Origin of the sequence: Psychromonas sp. SR45-3 (assembly GCF_014163575.1) — a bacterium.
GTDB classification, from domain to species: Bacteria; Pseudomonadota; Gammaproteobacteria; order Enterobacterales; family Psychromonadaceae; genus Psychromonas; species Psychromonas arctica.
In genome coordinates this window covers 43,166-60,164 of record NZ_JACJDP010000017.1, presented here as the reverse complement: position 1 = coordinate 60,164, position 16,999 = coordinate 43,166, and the positions used below count along the sequence as shown (strand labels likewise).

Annotated in this window: 11 protein-coding genes; 6 read left to right on the top strand and 5 right to left on the bottom strand. The window is 36.7% G+C overall.

Features of this window, described 5'->3' with window-relative positions:
- Positions 1 to 282 precede the first annotated feature (282 nt).
- From H5084_RS10870 to H5084_RS10860, 3 genes are all read left to right on the top strand, one after another.
- Positions 283 to 1,674, top strand: coding sequence for an aminotransferase class V-fold PLP-dependent enzyme (locus H5084_RS10870; protein WP_182690461.1), 1,392 nt, complete (start codon positions 283 to 285; stop codon positions 1,672 to 1,674).
- Positions 1,675 to 2,147: 473 nt separating this feature from the next.
- A complete protein-coding gene (locus tag H5084_RS10865) occupies positions 2,148 to 3,074 on the top strand; it encodes a transporter substrate-binding domain-containing protein (RefSeq protein ID WP_028867827.1) in 927 nt (308 codons plus the stop codon).
- Positions 3,071 to 5,395, top strand: a complete 2,325-nt coding sequence (locus H5084_RS10860; protein ID WP_259396759.1) for a bifunctional diguanylate cyclase/phosphodiesterase — start codon at positions 3,071 to 3,073, stop codon at positions 5,393 to 5,395. Before H5084_RS10865 ends, H5084_RS10860 begins: the two co-directional genes overlap by 4 nt.
- 168 nt (positions 5,396 to 5,563) lie before the next feature.
- On the opposite strand, the gene H5084_RS10855 is transcribed toward H5084_RS10860, so the two are convergent.
- Positions 5,564 to 6,220, bottom strand: coding sequence for a DsbA family oxidoreductase (locus H5084_RS10855; RefSeq protein WP_182690460.1), 657 nt, complete (start codon positions 6,218 to 6,220; stop codon positions 5,564 to 5,566).
- A 348-nt stretch (positions 6,221 to 6,568) separates the two neighbouring features.
- Here H5084_RS10855 and H5084_RS19955 point away from each other — a divergent pair, with 348 nt between their 5' ends.
- Complete coding sequence (locus tag H5084_RS19955) at positions 6,569 to 7,942, top strand: MATE family efflux transporter (RefSeq protein WP_182690459.1); 1,374 nt, start codon at positions 6,569 to 6,571, stop codon at positions 7,940 to 7,942.
- Positions 7,943 to 8,183: 241 nt separating this feature from the next.
- Positions 8,184 to 9,230: a polysaccharide lyase family 7 protein gene (locus H5084_RS10845; RefSeq protein WP_182690458.1), complete on the top strand. Its 1,047-nt coding sequence runs from the start codon at positions 8,184 to 8,186 to the stop codon at positions 9,228 to 9,230.
- Between the two features lie 88 nt (positions 9,231 to 9,318).
- On the opposite strand, the gene H5084_RS10840 is transcribed toward H5084_RS10845, so the two are convergent.
- The gene (locus H5084_RS10840) at positions 9,319 to 11,463 is read right to left on the bottom strand and encodes an MFS transporter (RefSeq protein WP_182690457.1); all 2,145 of its coding nucleotides are present in this window, start codon (positions 11,461 to 11,463) and stop codon (positions 9,319 to 9,321) included.
- A 545-nt stretch (positions 11,464 to 12,008) separates the two neighbouring features.
- Between H5084_RS10840 and poxB the strand changes: the two genes are divergently transcribed.
- Positions 12,009 to 13,733, top strand: a complete 1,725-nt coding sequence (gene poxB / locus H5084_RS10835; protein WP_182690456.1) for a ubiquinone-dependent pyruvate dehydrogenase — start codon at positions 12,009 to 12,011, stop codon at positions 13,731 to 13,733.
- A gap of 603 nt (positions 13,734 to 14,336) precedes the next feature.
- Here poxB and H5084_RS10830 read toward each other — a convergent pair.
- From H5084_RS10830 to H5084_RS10820, 3 genes are all read right to left on the bottom strand, one after another.
- Positions 14,337 to 14,972 carry a hypothetical protein gene (locus tag H5084_RS10830; protein ID WP_182690455.1) on the bottom strand — a complete coding sequence of 212 codons (636 nt, stop codon included), beginning with the start codon at positions 14,970 to 14,972 and terminating at the stop codon, positions 14,337 to 14,339.
- A gap of 533 nt (positions 14,973 to 15,505) precedes the next feature.
- On the bottom strand, positions 15,506 to 15,943 hold the full coding sequence (locus H5084_RS10825) for a M48 family metallopeptidase (RefSeq protein ID WP_182690454.1): 438 nt from the start codon (positions 15,941 to 15,943) through the stop codon (positions 15,506 to 15,508).
- A 178-nt stretch (positions 15,944 to 16,121) separates the two neighbouring features.
- On the bottom strand, positions 16,122 to 16,985 hold the full coding sequence (locus H5084_RS10820) for a YicC/YloC family endoribonuclease (protein WP_028868149.1): 864 nt from the start codon (positions 16,983 to 16,985) through the stop codon (positions 16,122 to 16,124).
- Between the last annotated feature and the right edge of the window lie 14 nt (positions 16,986 to 16,999).

Below are 16,999 nucleotides of genomic sequence, written 5' to 3'. Positions count from 1 at the left end.
TATTCGCGCTTAAGTAGTAAAAGGAGATCTTACTTTTTATTTTTAAGATATATGGTTAAAGTGATGATCTCTGATATAGCGTAAAGCTAGACTAATTATCCAACCCAACATACTTTTAAATGTTTACACTCAACATTCCTCCACTTACCCCACACTTCAATTTACCTCTCCTTCGATGAATCGTTCAGCTTTAAAATTAAAGCGTAAAAAATGTTCTTTAAGATTTAATCACTTTTTGAAAATCTCTACTATTCTTATTCTTTCATTAAAAAAGGACATAAAATGATTGAAACTAAAAAGATTTCTCCCGCTAGAAGACATTTTTTAAAAGTCACAACAGGCATAGCCGCTGCCGGCATCACAGCCAGCTTATTGCCTACTCAAGCAAGTGCAAAAGGATTTAAATTTAAGCCTAATCATCATCAGAAAAAGCGTTGGAAAAAAGTACAAAAAGAATTTATTTTAGATAAAAAAACAACTTATATGAATATCGGCACAACCGGCTCTATGCCTAAAAGTGTATTAGAAAATTACCAAGAAAATAATTTGAGCGTGGCGAAAAACCCGTGGGATATGCAAAATAAATTTGGTGCATGGCCCTACGTGACAGAAATGACAACAAGTATTGCACCAGGCTTTGGTGCAAATGCCAATGAAATTATACTTAGTCGAAATACCACTGACGGTATGTGCAGCATTCTTAATGGTTTACATTTTGAAGCTGGTGACGTGATCTTAACTACACATCATGAACATGTTGCTGCACATTCGCCACTACATGTACTTGCTGCACGTTATGGTGTGGAAGTTATTTATTTAGATATTCCTGTTGATACTGGTGATAATAGTATTACAGAGCAACAGTTTGTTGATTTATTTGCACTGGCAGCCAATCAATATGCAGGCAGAGTACGATTAATCACTTTTTCGCATATCACTTACAAAACTGGTACCCGTTTACCCGCAAAACGAATCTGCCAAGAAGTCGCCATTCCAAATCAAATTCCAACACTTATTGATGGTGCACATAGCATCGGTATGCTGGATCTAGATTTTCATGACATTGATTGTGATTTTTATGCAGGCTCTGGGCATAAGTGGCAATGTGGTCCAGGTGCAACGGGTATCTTATTTGTACGAGATGGTGCAACACGATTAGATCAGTACTGGTCTGATCGCGAAAACCCGTTATGGTTTATCAATTCATCATTAGGCCATGCAGATTACTTAGGCACACAGCTACAACTACAATACATAGGCAATGACAACTATCCAGCCAAACAAGCGTTAGCCGATGCATGTAAAATGTGGGATGAAATTGGCCGAGATACAATTGAAACACGCGTATTATCTTTGAGTAAATATTGTAAACAACAATTAAAAACAGCGTTTCCAAGTGCCGCTATCTACTCACCAGATATTGATCAACTTGCTAGTGCAATCACCAGCTTTAATCCTTTTGAGGATGTTAACGACTTAGTAACGTTAACTGAGTTTAGAGATAGGTTACGCGAACAAACTGGGTTCATTATTCGTACCACTGATTTTAAAATACAACAAAGTGATACGGTCGATACCCATGCATTAAGAATTTCAACTCACCTATTCCATGACCATAATGACGTAGATGGATTAATTAATGCGATGCAGCATGTGCTATACAGCATGAGTTAATATTCCTAGTAAGTTAATGATTGCTGATTTTTATACCTGGTGAATTGGAGAGGTGTAGCGAGGTTTGGTTATACTACATATTTTCGTTATCAATCAACATCGAGTATAAATTATCAGCGAACATATCCTTCGGATCTACCACAAGCTAGTACTGTTTTAGTTGATTTAGTGCTTTTAACTAAAAAGACATGCAGTATTTCTCAGCTTGAGAGCATGATTATTAATTAATACTTCCAACATCTCACCTTTAAGTTTGAATACTTCTGTCTATACTGGTTATACATCATTTAAAACTTAACCGAGCACATACGGCACTGAAAAAATAAATAATGACAAAACAAATTGTTATAACCCGTTGTGCTGTTTTTAAAAACATTAGCTCCGAGCCTTTTATTTTAACCAGTGCGCTTAATCTGTAAGTTTTCAACATTAATATTAGATATAAAAAAATTTTACACGATAAGGCCTATTTAATGACCCTAACAAAACATAAATATCTTTGTAGTTTAATAGCGTTTCTTCTAATTTACTTTTATAGCAGTGTCAGTACCGCTAGAGATCTTGAGCAGATTAAAGCTGAGGGAGTGTTAAGACATATCGGCGTACCCTATGCGAATTTTATTACACTATATATTGAGGGTGATGAAACTGTTGTAGGCGGGCTAGATGCCGAATTAATGCAAGGTTTTGCTCAACACTTAGGTCTTGAATATGAATTTCTTGAAGCAAGTTGGTCGAATGCATTTACCTTACTCACAGGAAAAAGTGCAAGTTACATTAATAATCAATTACAAAGAGGTCAAATTGACCATGGAATAGAGGGTGACGTTATTGCTAATGGGGCAACCATTTTACCATGGAGATCTGAGGTTGTTGATTTTTCTATCGATTATTTCCCATCAGCGGTATGGTTAGTGGCTAAAGCTGAATCAGACTTAATTCCCATCACCCCTACAGGTATAATTCAACAAGATATTCTTGCCGTTAAAAAACTGATAAAGAATCATGATGTTTTAGCAATGAAACAAACTTGCCTCGATCCTGATTTATATAATTTATACGACACTGAGGCAAATATTATATTGCCTATTACAGAGTTAAAACTGAATGAAATGGTACCCGCTATTCTCAACAATGATGCAGAAAGTACATTACTTGATGTACCAGATACGTTAATAGCACTACAAAAATGGCCCGGTGAAATAAAAGTAATTGGCCCGGTTTCAGACGACCAAAGAATGGCTGTCGCTTTTCGCAAAGACTCTCCACAATTACGTGACGCCTTTAATCAATACCTACAGGAAATGAAAAAAAATGGTGAATATAACCAATTAGTTAAGAAATATTACCCTTCCGTCTTTAATTTTTACCCTGACTTTTTCAAGATAAAACATCAATGAGTATGATTCTTCGCAAATGGTTAACCAGTAAAAATAGCCTATTATTTGGTAGTGTTATGTTAGCAGGTTACTTGTTATTAATTTTAACTGTAACTAACGTTGGACAAAAAAAATTACAAGAATCGCAACATAATGAACTGCATTTAAAAATACAACATTATGCCAATTTATTAAGCAACTATTTTGAACTTTCAAACCGTAGTCTCAGTTTTATTGCAAGAAACAAAACAATCAGCACCTTTTATGCGAACAAAAACTCAGGAATGTCAATGACTTATGGTTTAAGAGCCAGTTTATTTAATGTTCAACAATTACTTGCAGAGCGTATAGAACCAAATCAGGATAAACGTCCGCCTTACTTTTCACGTATTACATTATTAGCATTAGATGGCACAATTATCGCCGACACCGCACAGCAAACAGGATTCAATCGCGGCAATATAGACCTATCAGCATTAAAGTCTGTTGATCAAAAATTATTAATTAATAAGTATCAAAATCAGTTAAGTCTGCGTTTATCTACTACTGTGTATTTCCAAAATAAGCCAATTGCAATGATGATTGGCGAATATAATCAATCACCTATCATTGCATTGCTCGATGCGCAGCAATACCAAGGCACTGGCAGTTATATTCGATTATTAAGTGAATACGGTAGCATATTTATTTGGGATTCCTTAAATAATCCAGAAGATTTCGATCTAGATAATGATCATGATGATCATTTACATTCTTTTCATTTAAATAAAAAAGTAGAAAACACCTCTTTCACCCTAGAGGCTTGGGTTGAGGGTGTTGATAATAAAAGTTTATTCACCTCTAAATGGTTTGTTTTATTACTCTCTTTATTGGCTGTTCCAGTGTTTTCTAGCTTGTATTATTTGTTTTATATCGAGCGTAAAAATAGCCTACTACGAGCACAAATCCATCATTCAACAAAACAACAGACAGTACTTTCAACACATAATTTACAGTTAGAAAAAGAGGTTAGTAAACGAAAACTATCTGAAGAAAAGCTAGCCTTTCAAGCCACACATGATTCATTAACAGGCTTACCAAATAGAAGTTATAGCCTGCAAAAATTAAATGATGCCGTCAATAATTGCCAACGTAGCCGTAAAAAAGTCTTAATCATGTATATTGATCTAGACAATTTTAAACAAGTTAACGACACTTTGGGCCACGCCGCTGGCGATATCATTTTACAGGAAACGGGTAAGCGACTAAAACTAGCTCTTCGTAAAACAGATACCGTTGCACGTTTAAGTGGTGATGAGTTCATGGTGATCATTGATGAGTTACAAGATTTAGAACAAGCTAAAGAGCTAGCCGTTAAAGTCTTACATTTATTTGACCAACCTTTTAAAATGAATAAACATCTCTTCCATACCTCTACCAGTATTGGCTTAGCAGTTTTTCCTGATGATGCGACAGATGCAGAAAACTTATTAAAAAGTGCTGATATGGCACTTTACAAAGTAAAAGAGACAGGTCGAAATAACTTTAGCTTCTTTGAATCCAAGATGAATGACGATGTAAACCGCAAGGTAGCTATTAACGTTCGTCTACGCGCTGCACTTAAAGAAAATACCCTAGAAATGTACTATCAACCGCTTATTGACCTAAGCACTCAAAAAATTATTGGGGCGGAAGCATTGATGCGCTGGACAGATAGTCAACTGGGTTTTGTGCCACCCGATGAGTTTATTGCTCAGGCTGAAAAAAATGATTTAATTGACCAGTTAGGTAGCTTTGCTTTAAATACCGCAGCACACCAAGCAGCTGAATGGCAGAAAATTGCTCCCTTACAAATTGCGATCAATTTTTCTAGCGTACAATTTAGACATTGTGAGTCATTATTGGCAGAAATTCAGGAGGTTTTATTAACAACCGGTTTACCACCAGAAAAATTAGATGTTGAAGTAACTGAAAGTTTGTTAATTAATCAAGAAGGCGAGTTATTTGATATGCTGAAGTCGTTACGTAATATGGGGGTCGAACTGAGTATTGATGATTTTGGCACTGGTTATTCCGCACTGAGTTACTTGCAGAAATTTTCATTTACTAAGTTAAAAATTGATCGCGCTTTTATCATGAACTTAACCAATAACAGGGCTGATCAGTCACTAGTTAAAGCAATCACTGCGATGGCTAAAGCGCTTAACTTAAAAGTCGTTGCGGAAGGAATTGAAGATAAAAAGCAAATGCAATTCTTAACAGGTCTTGACTGTGAGTTTGGGCAAGGCTATTTTTTTAGTCCCCCAGTGACGGCGGAGAAGTTTGAACGTTTATTACGAGATCAAATTAGTGCAGAAAGTTAAGGTTATGATGCGAACCTAGGAAACTAACAAGTTAAGTATTTATTATAATCCTGTATTCACTAATAAGGCCAATATTCTATCGGTAGTTTATTGGCCTTCATTTTAGATTAAAGTTACTACTCACTCTATCAATACACATTTGCATTGATAAATACTACGAACAGCATGTTAGTTCTGTTGTTGCTCGGTTAATAACTCAGTTAAAGCTTGTTTGTAGGCTGCAACGGGCTGCGCACCAGATAAAGCACTACGGCGGTTGAAGACCACTGCAGGCACAGCAGAAATGCCTAACCGTTGCCAATATTCTTCTTGTTCAATCACTTGCTCACGCTGTGTCTTACTCTCTAGATGCTGCTTCGCTTGCTCTACATCTAAACCGACTTGAGCAACCTCTTCAAGTAACGTGGCACGATTAGAAACATCTTTTTTCTCAGTAAAAGCAGCACTAAATAGACGTAATTTTAATTGTGTTTGCTTGCCTTGCTCATGTGCATATTCAAGTAATACATGTGCATCACGTGTATTGACTATCTTCATTTTGTCAAAAAAATTAAATGTGAAACCCGCTTCAGCTCCACGTTGAGCAATGTTAAGGCGTGACTGCCTACTTTCTTCCTCTGAAGAGCCATATTTTTCTGCTACATGCTCTCTTAAGTCTTGCCCTTCTGCAGGCATATTAGGATTTAACTCAAATGGTTGCCATTGCAGTTCAACTTTATCTGCTACCTCTAACTCATCGATTGCTCTTTGTAAGTTTTTATAACCAATAACACACCAAGGACAAACAACATCAGAGACGATATCAATCTGAATTTTATTACTCATAGCAACCTCTATATTTAGCTCATACTCAATTTAAAAATAACAATTTATAATCACAATGAGTATTTGTAGTAACCAATATAGCTAAATAAGAACGATCGTTCAATAAATTATTATACGCTCCTATTAATTACTACCACATAGTAATTTAAAGTAAGAAACTTGCCCCTGTTAATGAAGAAACAAAACAAAGTAGCCGCTTAAAATACGATTAACATATAAGGAAATATAAGAGGATTAAAAAATTCTAACTTTAAAAATAGTGCTAACAACTAAAGATTCGCAACCTTAATTGTATTACAATAAATTCAAAACTAGCTCTATTAATCATTCTGAAATAAAGGTTTACTTGTGTCTCAGCAATCTTACATTAAGAAAAACTTATCTCTTGCATGGCCATTAGCATTAAATGGATTGCTGATGCAGTCGATGCTAATGATCGATACATTATTAATCTCCCCATTAGGGGAACTTCCTCTTGCTGCTATGGGTATTTCAACAGCTATTATTGCCGCTATTCTTGGTATTCAAATGGCATTAGCCAATGGAACTCAATTAGTATTGAGCCGTGCAGTAGGTTCAGGTAATAGTGCTTCGCTATCAAGAGCATTTGTATCAGGGTTGATTATTAACACTACCATTTCAGTCATGTTTTGGGTCATTCTGACGTGCTTTGATCAAACATTAATTCATGCGATTACCAGTGACATAAGCCTGTATAAAGAGATCACTAACTACCTAGATATCGCCAAATATATTGTAATATTTACCGCACTCACGCAAGTGATCATCGCACTGTTTAATAGCTTGGGGAAAACCCAAGTACCCTTTAAAGGTTACCTTATCGAACTGCCGATCAACGCACTGCTTTCGTACCTCTTTATACACGGGTATCAATTCACAAATACGCTTAGTTTAGAAGGCATGGGCGTTCAAGGTGCAGCGATTGGTAGCCTGATGGCGATCACAGTGAGGCTTATTTATTTGACTCTGTATATGTACTTGAGCAAAGAGATAACGATTACGTTACCGGTTAAAGACGTGTCAATGATACGAAATATTCGCCTACATTTTATTGAAATCTTCCCCGTTGCCGCCAACGTAATGGTCTTGGCAATGGGTATTACTGTGTATCAGTTACTGTACTCACAACTTGAAATCAATGCTTATGTAGCGATTACATTAATGATGCCATGGATACGTGCGGGGACTCAGTTTATTGCTGCATGGTCACATTCAACAGCCATTACAGTAAGCCAAGCAATCGGATCAGGTAAAATGGATGATCTCGCTAAAAACGTTGATAAAAGCATCGATATTGCAGTCTTGATATCCATCCTATGTGCTGTTTTTTTTGCAGGCATCAGCTTATTCATTGCAAATATTTACCCTGATTTAGATGTCGAAACCTACCAAGCATTATCGATTATTGCCCCTCTTTATATCTTTTTACCGATAGTTCGCGGTTACAACACGGTTCATGGCAATGTGTTACGTGCATTAGGTAAAACAACCGCTGTTTTCAAAATCAACTTTACTGGCCAATGGATTATCTCCATTCCACTCTGTGCACTTATTATTTTTATGTTCGACGCTTCTATATTTTGGGCATTTGCGATACAACCCTTTGAAGAGATAGTTAAAGCGATACCTTTTAGGCAACTCGCCAGAAAATCTTTAGAGGAATTTGATTTAGAAAAAGCAAAAAATTTAAATCATGATTAAAAATGAACACCATAAAAATAGCGATTAAAGGAAATAAAAAGAGATTAATAGTTGAATTCAAGAAGCTTAAATAATCAAAAGTCGATTCGAATATTTGATCTCGGCATAAGTTCTGTTTTTTAGTATGTGATCAATAATACACATTTTATCATCTCTACTTCTTTTCAGAGAATGACTCCCTATGATGCATAGTTAATTAATATAGTATTACAATATAAAAATCATAAAAAGGGATTAGAAAATGAAAAAAACACTTATTCTTGCTGGTTCAATGTTGCTTGCTTTACCTACATTAACTCTTGCAGATGTTGCTAATAATGGCGTTTCAAACGCAGTACCAGCTGACAAATTTGACATGCGCAATTGGAAAATTACCATTCCTTCAGATATCAACCAAGATGGCCGAGTAGATGAAATCGAAGGTGTTGCAATGTTGAGTTATGCGCATCAAGATTTTTTCTTTTTAGACAAAGATAACAATATGGTTTTTGAAGTACAAAACCAAGCGATCACCACTAAAAATTCAAAAAATGCTCGTTCTGAATTGCGTCAAATGCCTCGTGGTGCTGACTTTTCCATAGACACCTCAGACAAACTTAACCAATGGGCACTAAGCAGCCACCCACAAGCTAAAGAATATAGCGATGTTGGCGGTACTTTAGAAGCAACAGTTAAAGTTAACCATGTCGCTGAAAATGCAAAACACCCAGAACGCCCACCAGCCCACTCAGTTGTTGTTGGCCAAATTCATGCTAAGAAACATGATCAGTTAATTAAAGCAAAAACAGGCTTTGGTCACGGTAATGAGCCACTGAAAATTTTCTTCAAAAAATTCCCAGGACACCAGTACGGTTCTGTTTTTTGGAACTATGAACGAAATCTAGAAAAGAAAGATCCTAATCGTATGGATATTTCATTACCTGTTTGGGGCAATACTTGGGAAAACCAAGCAGAGCCAGGTAAAGCAGGCATCGCTTTAGGCGAAGAGTTTAGCTATAAAGTAAATATTGAAGGCACAATAATGCACTTAACTTTTGAGACGGCTCGTCACAAACCTGTTAGTTACGATATTGACTTAAGCAAAGCATACGATGAAAAAGATCATGCTCAAGGTTATGCAGAAGATGATTTTTACTTCAAAGCAGGCGCTTATGGGCAATGTAGTGTGAGTGATAAGCATGCGGTTTGGGGAACTGGCTGTGAAGGGACAGGCGATTTTGCTAAAGATAAGAAAGACGGTAATTACAGTAGCGTAACATTCTCAGCACTTAAACTTAACGGTCAATAAAAAAGCGAATAATTAAATGATTAAAGAGTCTTTTGCTTTGCAATGGACTCTATTTTTATCTTTTAAAAAGTCGCTCTACTCCCCTACTCTATGACTCTTGATTCGGCTTATCCGTTTGTGTGATCACAGCCTCTAGTAGCTGCTCTTGCAACGTATTTTCTTCTGGTTTATCGTCAATGGACGCACTTAAATCACTGCTATCAACTGCCTCAGAATCTTGTAATAACTCTACCATTTCAGAAGCGACTTCAGGTACAGAATCAATAAAAGTACTCGCAACGTCAACTGCATATTCAGGAATATTCTCAACTACTTGAGTCAAATAGTCATTAACAGCTTCTTCAATACCTTCCGCTTGCTGTGCTTCACTTTGTTGTTCACTATCTGTATCCATTAAGTTATTTACATAAGCTTCTGCGACAGCATTAGACGATTCAGGTAAAGCCTCAGAAACTGTCAGTGCTAATTCCGCAGAGTATTCAGGTGAAACATCACTTAAGCGGCTATACAATTCAGTCGCCGTTTCCTGTGAAGCTGCTGCACTTCTATCGACTGGACGCATTTCATCTAATGAATCAGAAAACTCAGTCATATATTGCTCAGTCATTTCTAACAAGTCGGCCGAATCTTCGCCGGACATATTTTCAGCCGCTAATTCCATCACTCGAATACCATTATCTGGCATCGAATTAGCGATCGCGACAATAATATTAGTGAATTGATCTGGGTGATTTGCGCTTATCCAATCAACCAATTCTTCCGCTTGTTCAGGCGATGCAGTGGTCAATGCTTCGGCAATATGAATAGCCATTTCAGGCGCAGCAGTACTAATCGCAGCATATAACTTACCAATATTGATTTCCTCAATAGTACTTAAGGCCGCTGCTAAGTTGGAGGCATTATGTGGGTCTCTTAAAGCTAGCGCTTTAGCCATATTAACAGCAGCACCCGGATTTTTAGTCGCTAAACTAACGGCGACTTCGGCTTCAGCACTTGGCTGGTAGGCTGGTTCAGCATAATCGATACGTGGATCCAGTGCTGATACCGCGCCTGCTGGCGTCTGCATAACAAAATGATCTTGGTCTTCTTGCGGTAAAGCAGAACGTTGCTTCATGCGGATTAAGATAAAAACTAATAACGTAATCGCAACCGCAATAATAAAGGTAAATAATGCATTACTACCAAATGCACCCATTGCGGCCGAAGCTAAATAAGGCCCCAGAATACTGCCAAATGCATAAATTACTAATAACGAAGACATGGCAGCTAAAATTTGCTCTTTTAATACTTTATCAAAGGTTTCAGACATACTCATTGGGTACAAACAAGCAGCAACACCAGTGATCAACGCAATTGAAAATAAGCTTAAATTGAACATATTTAATGAGAGTAATAAAGGGATGCAAAGCGCTGCTAAAATAATAGTTGTGACCATACCTAGCATAATTTTACGTCGATCAAAATGATCAGAAAGGTAAGCAATAGGGAACTGTAATAGAATTGCTCCTAGTATTGCTGACCCCATAAAAATGGATAAATTAAGATCTTTAATTCCATTATCACTGGCAAAAATAGGCAGCATATTTAATAAACCAGCGTACAGTACACCACAGTAAAAACAACTCACTACCCCTAATGGTGAGAGTTTTGCAATAGTGAGCAAAGACATCGATTCACTATCTTCAATCTTAGGACCTTGCTGTTTACTAATCACAATTGGCGTGATCGCTAAGCTAAATAAAACCCCTGAAACAACAAATAACGTCATTTGATCAATAGGTGCAATAGCTAATAAAAACTGCCCAGAGAATAGTGCACTCATTACCACCATCTGATTAATAGAGAGTATTCTGCCGCGATTTTTTTCAGTTGCACTAAAACTTAACCAACTATCCAACGTCGCATTGGTACAAGCGATACAAAATCCCGTTAAAATCCTCATTGCTCCTAGAACAAGTGGATCGGGAAACAAACCAGACACTAAAATAGCAACCGAGGTTAAACTACCACACATCGCAAATATTCTAATATGGCCAACACGTTGTAATAACTTACGACTATAAACCGCGCCCAGTAAAAATCCCACCGACAACATTGATAAAACAAGACCAATATTATTTAGGCTAACGCCATCACTTTGCATTCGAACAGGTAACAAAATATTGCTTAACCCATAACCTGTCATTAATAAAAAACAGCTTATTAGCAATAGAAAAAAAGGTTTAATTGTCATTATCACAGAGGGATTCTCTTATTTAGCAGCGCATTAAGTGCTCCTAAATAGTCACTCATATGCAGTGCACTTCAGGAGAAAGGGTATCGATGACCAATTGCTTAAACAATCGGCAAGAATGTTAAATATAAAGCAAAAAGCATTAACAAAAAAGGCCAACGTAACGCTTCGAGTATTATATTAAACCTTTTAATAATACATCGACTTAATTTTGTAGAACGATCAAACCTTTTAATCTCAAATGCATCATATGAAAATAAAAAACACACAAGATTCATCAAAGTAACTAACAAGTTCAATGGCATCTTTGCTTAAAAAATTGTTTTTGCAAATACTTAATGCAGAAGTGATCTGTTTTTCTTCATATTCTTTTTATTTATATAAATTTATTTTTTATAACAAAATATTACAAGAAACTTTCCCTTCACCATTGTGAACCAAGACTCCCAAGAGGATGATTATTAGATGATCATTTTTTATACACACAAAAATATCATTAACGTAACTTCAACATCATCAAATTTAATACTGAGGAGTATCTAAATATGAGCCAAAGTATCGCAAGTTTTATTACTCAAACCCTTGAACAAGCTGGTGTAAAGCGAATTTGGGGTGTAACTGGCGATTCACTCAATGGAATAAGTGATAGTTTACGAAAAATGGGCACTATCGAATGGTTAGGAACACGCCATGAAGAAGCAGCCGCTTTTGCCGCAGGGGCAGAAGCACACATATCAGGAGAGTTGGCCGTCTGCGCTGGTTCTTGTGGCCCCGGCAACCTACATTTAATCAATGGTTTGTTTGACTGCCACCGAAATAAAGTCCCTGTATTGGCGATAGCCGCCCATATTCCCTCTTCTGAAATTGGCAGTGATTACTTTCAAGAAACACATCCCCAGGAATTATTTAAAGAATGCAGTGTTTTTTGTGAGTTAGTTTCTAATCCAGAACAAATGCCGTATTTGCTCGAAACAGCCATGCGCCAAGCCATCTTACATAATGATGTAAGCGTGCTTGTTCTACCCGGAGATATTGCACTCAAAGCAATGCCAGAATTAACTAAAGCAAAATGGAACGTACCCAAACTAGCAACTTACACCCCTGATACAGAAGATATAAAAACATTGGCAGCACACCTTAATAAAAGTAAAAAGTTAACTTTATTGTGTGGTGCAGGGTGTAAAGGATCGCATGATCAAGTTATTGCGTTAGCAGAGAAGCTACAAGCCCCGATAGTACATGCGATGCGCGGTAAAGAGTTTCTTGAATATGATAACCCCTATGATGTTGGTATGACTGGATTTATCGGTTTCTCATCGGGTTATCACGCAATGCAAGACGCGGATACGTTATTAATGATCGGCACCAGCTTCCCTTATCGAGCTTTCTATCCAGAAAATGCCACTATTCTGCAAATAGATAACCAACCCGCATCACTGGGACGACATGCTCAGATTGATTTTGGCGTACTAGGGGACACCAAAAATACTGTTGCGTCATTGCTTGGGCATATTAAGGATGGCCGTGATAGCACCCATTTAAAAAAATGTGTTAAAAATTATAAAGAGTCCCGAAAGGACCTCGATTTATTGGCCAATGGCAAGACCTCACATAATTTGATACACCCTCAATACCTTACACGACTACTCGATGAACAAGCAGCTGATAATACCGTCTTCACCTGTGATGTTGGAACGCCAACCGTTTGGGCTGCTCGTTATTTATCGATGAATGGTCAACGCCGTTTAATTGGATCATTTAATCATGGCTCAATGGCCAATGCCTTATCACAAGCAATGGGAGCACAATCCTTAGATCGTAACCGTCAAGTGATTGCAATGTGTGGCGATGGTGGTTTTTCGATGTTAATGGGTGATCTATTATCGCTAAAACAACTCAACCTACCGATTAAAATCATTGTCTATAATAACCGCTCATTAGGTTTTGTGGCAATGGAGATGAAGGCTAGCGGTTACTTGTCAGATGATACCGATTTAGATAATCCAAGTTTTGCAAAAATAGCACAAGCCTGTGGCCTAAAAGGGATCCATGTTAGTAATCCAGAAAAGCTACCCCAAGCAATGACTGAAATGATGGAGCACTCTGGACCAGTAGTACTTGAAGTTGATACGGCAAAACAAGAACTTGCCATGCCACCACAAATCAAATTTGAACAGGCAAAAGGTTTTAGCGTTTATATGATGAAAGCGTTAATTAATGGCAAAGGTAATGAAATAGTCGAGCTTAGCAAAACCAATTGGTCACGTTAAAGACCTAATCTTTATACTAGACGACTAGAAAGAACAAAGCCCTTAGATAGGGCTTTGTTCTTTAGCAATTTTTATTAATCTACCTATCTAATCAATAATGATACATAAGCACAAATAAGCCCTTAGCATTTAATCTCTTAATTAGGAAAATTTAGCTTAAAATCATTTAAAAAATCACCATTTCATTTTAAGGTCATCATTCAATGTTCTGTACCTAATCATTGATTGCACAACATTAATCAATATAAAACATATGCTTACACCAAATAAATCAACCTAAATACAAATTGTGTCATCAACTGTGTCATCAACTGGTTCGCTTCTAACTAAAGATAAGAGCAATATATAAATTGCGTAATAAATCGTTGGAAATAATTCTATAACTCAAGCTAAATGGCGAGGGGTTAAGACTGAGGTACAAACTGAAATGTAATTACTAGCATTAACTATATCTTCACAGATAGAGAGTTAATAACTAACCTTACTAGCCAGTAAAATTACCTTTTGCCTTTGACAAATCAAAAAGCTATAAGCCGATTTACATATTTAATATATTAAAAGCTTATATCATTCATAAATGACATAAGCTTTCTTAAGTGAAAATCACTTTAATGATTTTCGAAGTGGGGCTAAAGCGATCAAGGCCAGTAATAAAATTAAGATATTATTTGGTGCAGGAACAGGGAAAATAGCATTACTTAAATATAAACTATTATAATTTTCTAAACCATCCCAAGAAGCCCAATTATAAAGGCTTAACGAAAGAAGGTAGTTATTTCCTTCTTCTAAAGATACGCTTGCTTCAGCTCCCGCATCAAAAGAAACATCTGTATTTGTAGTAATATTAGTTAATTTAAGCAAACTAGAACCACTAGAACCAATAGGATTTAAAACGAAATTTAAAAATGTATTGTCATTCAACACCTCAAAACTCCAATCCCAATCAAATGTTTCATAACCAAAGCTACTACCTAACTGATTTGCTGTGTCTACTTTTCCCTGTGCCAAAGTAAACTGAAGGCTACCCCCATAACTAATAATATTTGTATATGAGTCATGAGTATATGACTCATTAGATTGTCCGTCTTTATATTTTTTTGTAAAAGAAGCCGCATGCCTATAATTGTTATCTTCTCCTATTCCATAAAATAAACCACCTTTAGAATTTAACTCTCTAACATCGCCGTCATGATAATGAGCACCAATAGTAGACTCATAATATTCATAATTAGTTTTCAATATTGCAGTTGCGGAGCTTCCCAAAGAGACTAGCGAAAATAAAACTAGAACACTCCACTGTTTTATAGTTGTTTTGATAAATTACTCCTTAATTTATTGAAATATCAATATCACAAAAAATTGACATTGGTGTAAAAATGAATATGCACGAGGAAGCACTAGCATAAATCACACCAGAGTAAAAAACACGGAGGTTTAATTATTTAGAAAAGGAATTAACTCGCATTATTACAGACATTTACGTATTAAATGACGATTAAAGTGATGGGATAGATCATATTAATTAGCAGATAATAATGGTTTTCATACATAGATAAACCAAAAACAAACAAATCACTTTATTGTAAAAAAACCTGACAAATAAATATTCAGACTTCTTTTTTTTCAGCTTATCGCTTCCTCGAAAGCTATAGAATGTACATATGATTATAAATTTAAAGTTTAAATACCTCCTATACACCTAAGAACACTACTCAGCTGTAAAATAAACCGACAAAAAACTTAAATTTTAAAAAATAATTATTAAAGAGCCATCAAACCACCAGCTTATGCCCATTCACTTTTAACCATTCTTTATGATCTCTGTAATCAGGCATGACTCGTTCTACTTCTTTCCAAAACTTAGGGGAATGGTCATGATGTAATAGGTGGCATAGCTCATGAATTACAATGTAATCGACTATGCGGTTAGGAGCCATTAGAACAACCCAATTAAAGTCTAAGTCACCCTCAGGGCTGCAACTTCCCCAACGGCTTTTAAATGATTTTATGCTGATGGGTTTTGTTTCAACACCCACTACCTTGGCGTAACCCTCAGTTTTTTCAGTAAACTTACGCCTAGCATTGCGCTTGTACCAACGTATCAATGCACCACGAGTGAAGTAATCTTGAATGGTAGACTTTCGTATAGTTAGCTGTAGTCGGCCACTCACTAATTTGAGCGGCTGATATGCCCCATTCAGTACATCCATAGTGATGACACAAAACCAAAATTTATTGATATTTCTTGATGACACGAAGCTGTGTCATCATTTGTGTCATCACTCTACCACGAACTGTCACGATAGTTCCAGAACCAACAAAAACGAGAAAGCCCCGATATACGGGGCTTTCTGTTATTTAATTAACGACTAGAAACGAGCTGAAACATCATTCAATATTTTGAACTTGCTCGCGCATTTGCTCAATCAAAACTTTACATTCAACCGCTGCTGCAGTGATGTCTGTGTTGATTGCTTTTGAACCTAGCGTATTGGCTTCACGGTTAAACTCTTGCATCATGAAGTCTAAACGACGGCCTACTGCACCGCCCTTCTTGAGAACATTACGCGCTTCTGATATGTGAGAATCTAAACGGTCTAGTTCTTCTGCTACGTCTGATTTTTGTGCTAATAATACGAGCTCTTGCTCAACACGAGTGCTGTCCAAATCGACTTTAGCATCTTCGAATTTTTTCAGAATACGCGCTTTTTGCCATGCATGTACTGCTGGCATAAATTCACGTACTTTAGCGGCTTGTTCGCTAATACCCACTAAGCGTTGGTCAATAAACACGGCTAAGTTAGCGCCCTCTGCAGCACGAGACTCGACAAATTCATTTAAAGTCGTTTGGAAACCAGCCATTAATTCAGCACTTACTGCATCAACATCTTGCTCTGGTGCTTGCATAACACCAGGCCATTTTAGAATATCAACAGGGTTAACTTGTCCTGAACCCATTTGATCAACAACCCATTGTGCATTTTGCATCAATTGCATTGCTAACTCTTGGTTCATACTTAATGAAGTACTACTCGTTGAATTTGCTTCAAAACGTAAGCTACATTCAATTTTTCCACGCTCTAGACGTTGTCGAAATGTTTCTTTTAATTTTGTTTCTAAACCACGAAATTGTTCAGGTAAACGAAAATATGTTTCAAGATAACGCTGGTTCACTGAGCGAATTTCCCAAACTGCAGTACCCCAATCCCCTTTTAATTGTTTGCGTGCAAACGCCGTCATGCTGTAAATCATATTTTCCCCTTTAA

Bases quoted from the DNA above. Each gene is read 5' to 3' on its own strand.
- H5084_RS10870 (WP_182690461.1), top strand. From the start codon at position 283: ATGATTGAAACTAAAAAGATTTCTCCCGCTAGAAGACATTTTTTAAAA.
- H5084_RS10865 (WP_028867827.1), top strand. From the start codon at position 2,148: ATGACCCTAACAAAACATAAATATCTTTGTAGTTTAATAGCGTTTCTT.
- H5084_RS10860 (WP_259396759.1), top strand. From the start codon at position 3,071: ATGAGTATGATTCTTCGCAAATGGTTAACCAGTAAAAATAGCCTATTA.
- H5084_RS10855 (WP_182690460.1), bottom strand. From the start codon at position 6,220: ATGAGTAATAAAATTCAGATTGATATCGTCTCTGATGTTGTTTGTCCT.
- H5084_RS10845 (WP_182690458.1), top strand. From the start codon at position 8,184: ATGAAAAAAACACTTATTCTTGCTGGTTCAATGTTGCTTGCTTTACCT.
- H5084_RS10840 (WP_182690457.1), bottom strand. From the start codon at position 11,463: ATGACAATTAAACCTTTTTTTCTATTGCTAATAAGCTGTTTTTTATTA.
- poxB (WP_182690456.1), top strand. From the start codon at position 12,009: ATGAGCCAAAGTATCGCAAGTTTTATTACTCAAACCCTTGAACAAGCT.
- H5084_RS10825 (WP_182690454.1), bottom strand. From the start codon at position 15,943: ATGGATGTACTGAATGGGGCATATCAGCCGCTCAAATTAGTGAGTGGC.
- H5084_RS10820 (WP_028868149.1), bottom strand. From the start codon at position 16,985: ATGATTTACAGCATGACGGCGTTTGCACGCAAACAATTAAAAGGGGAT.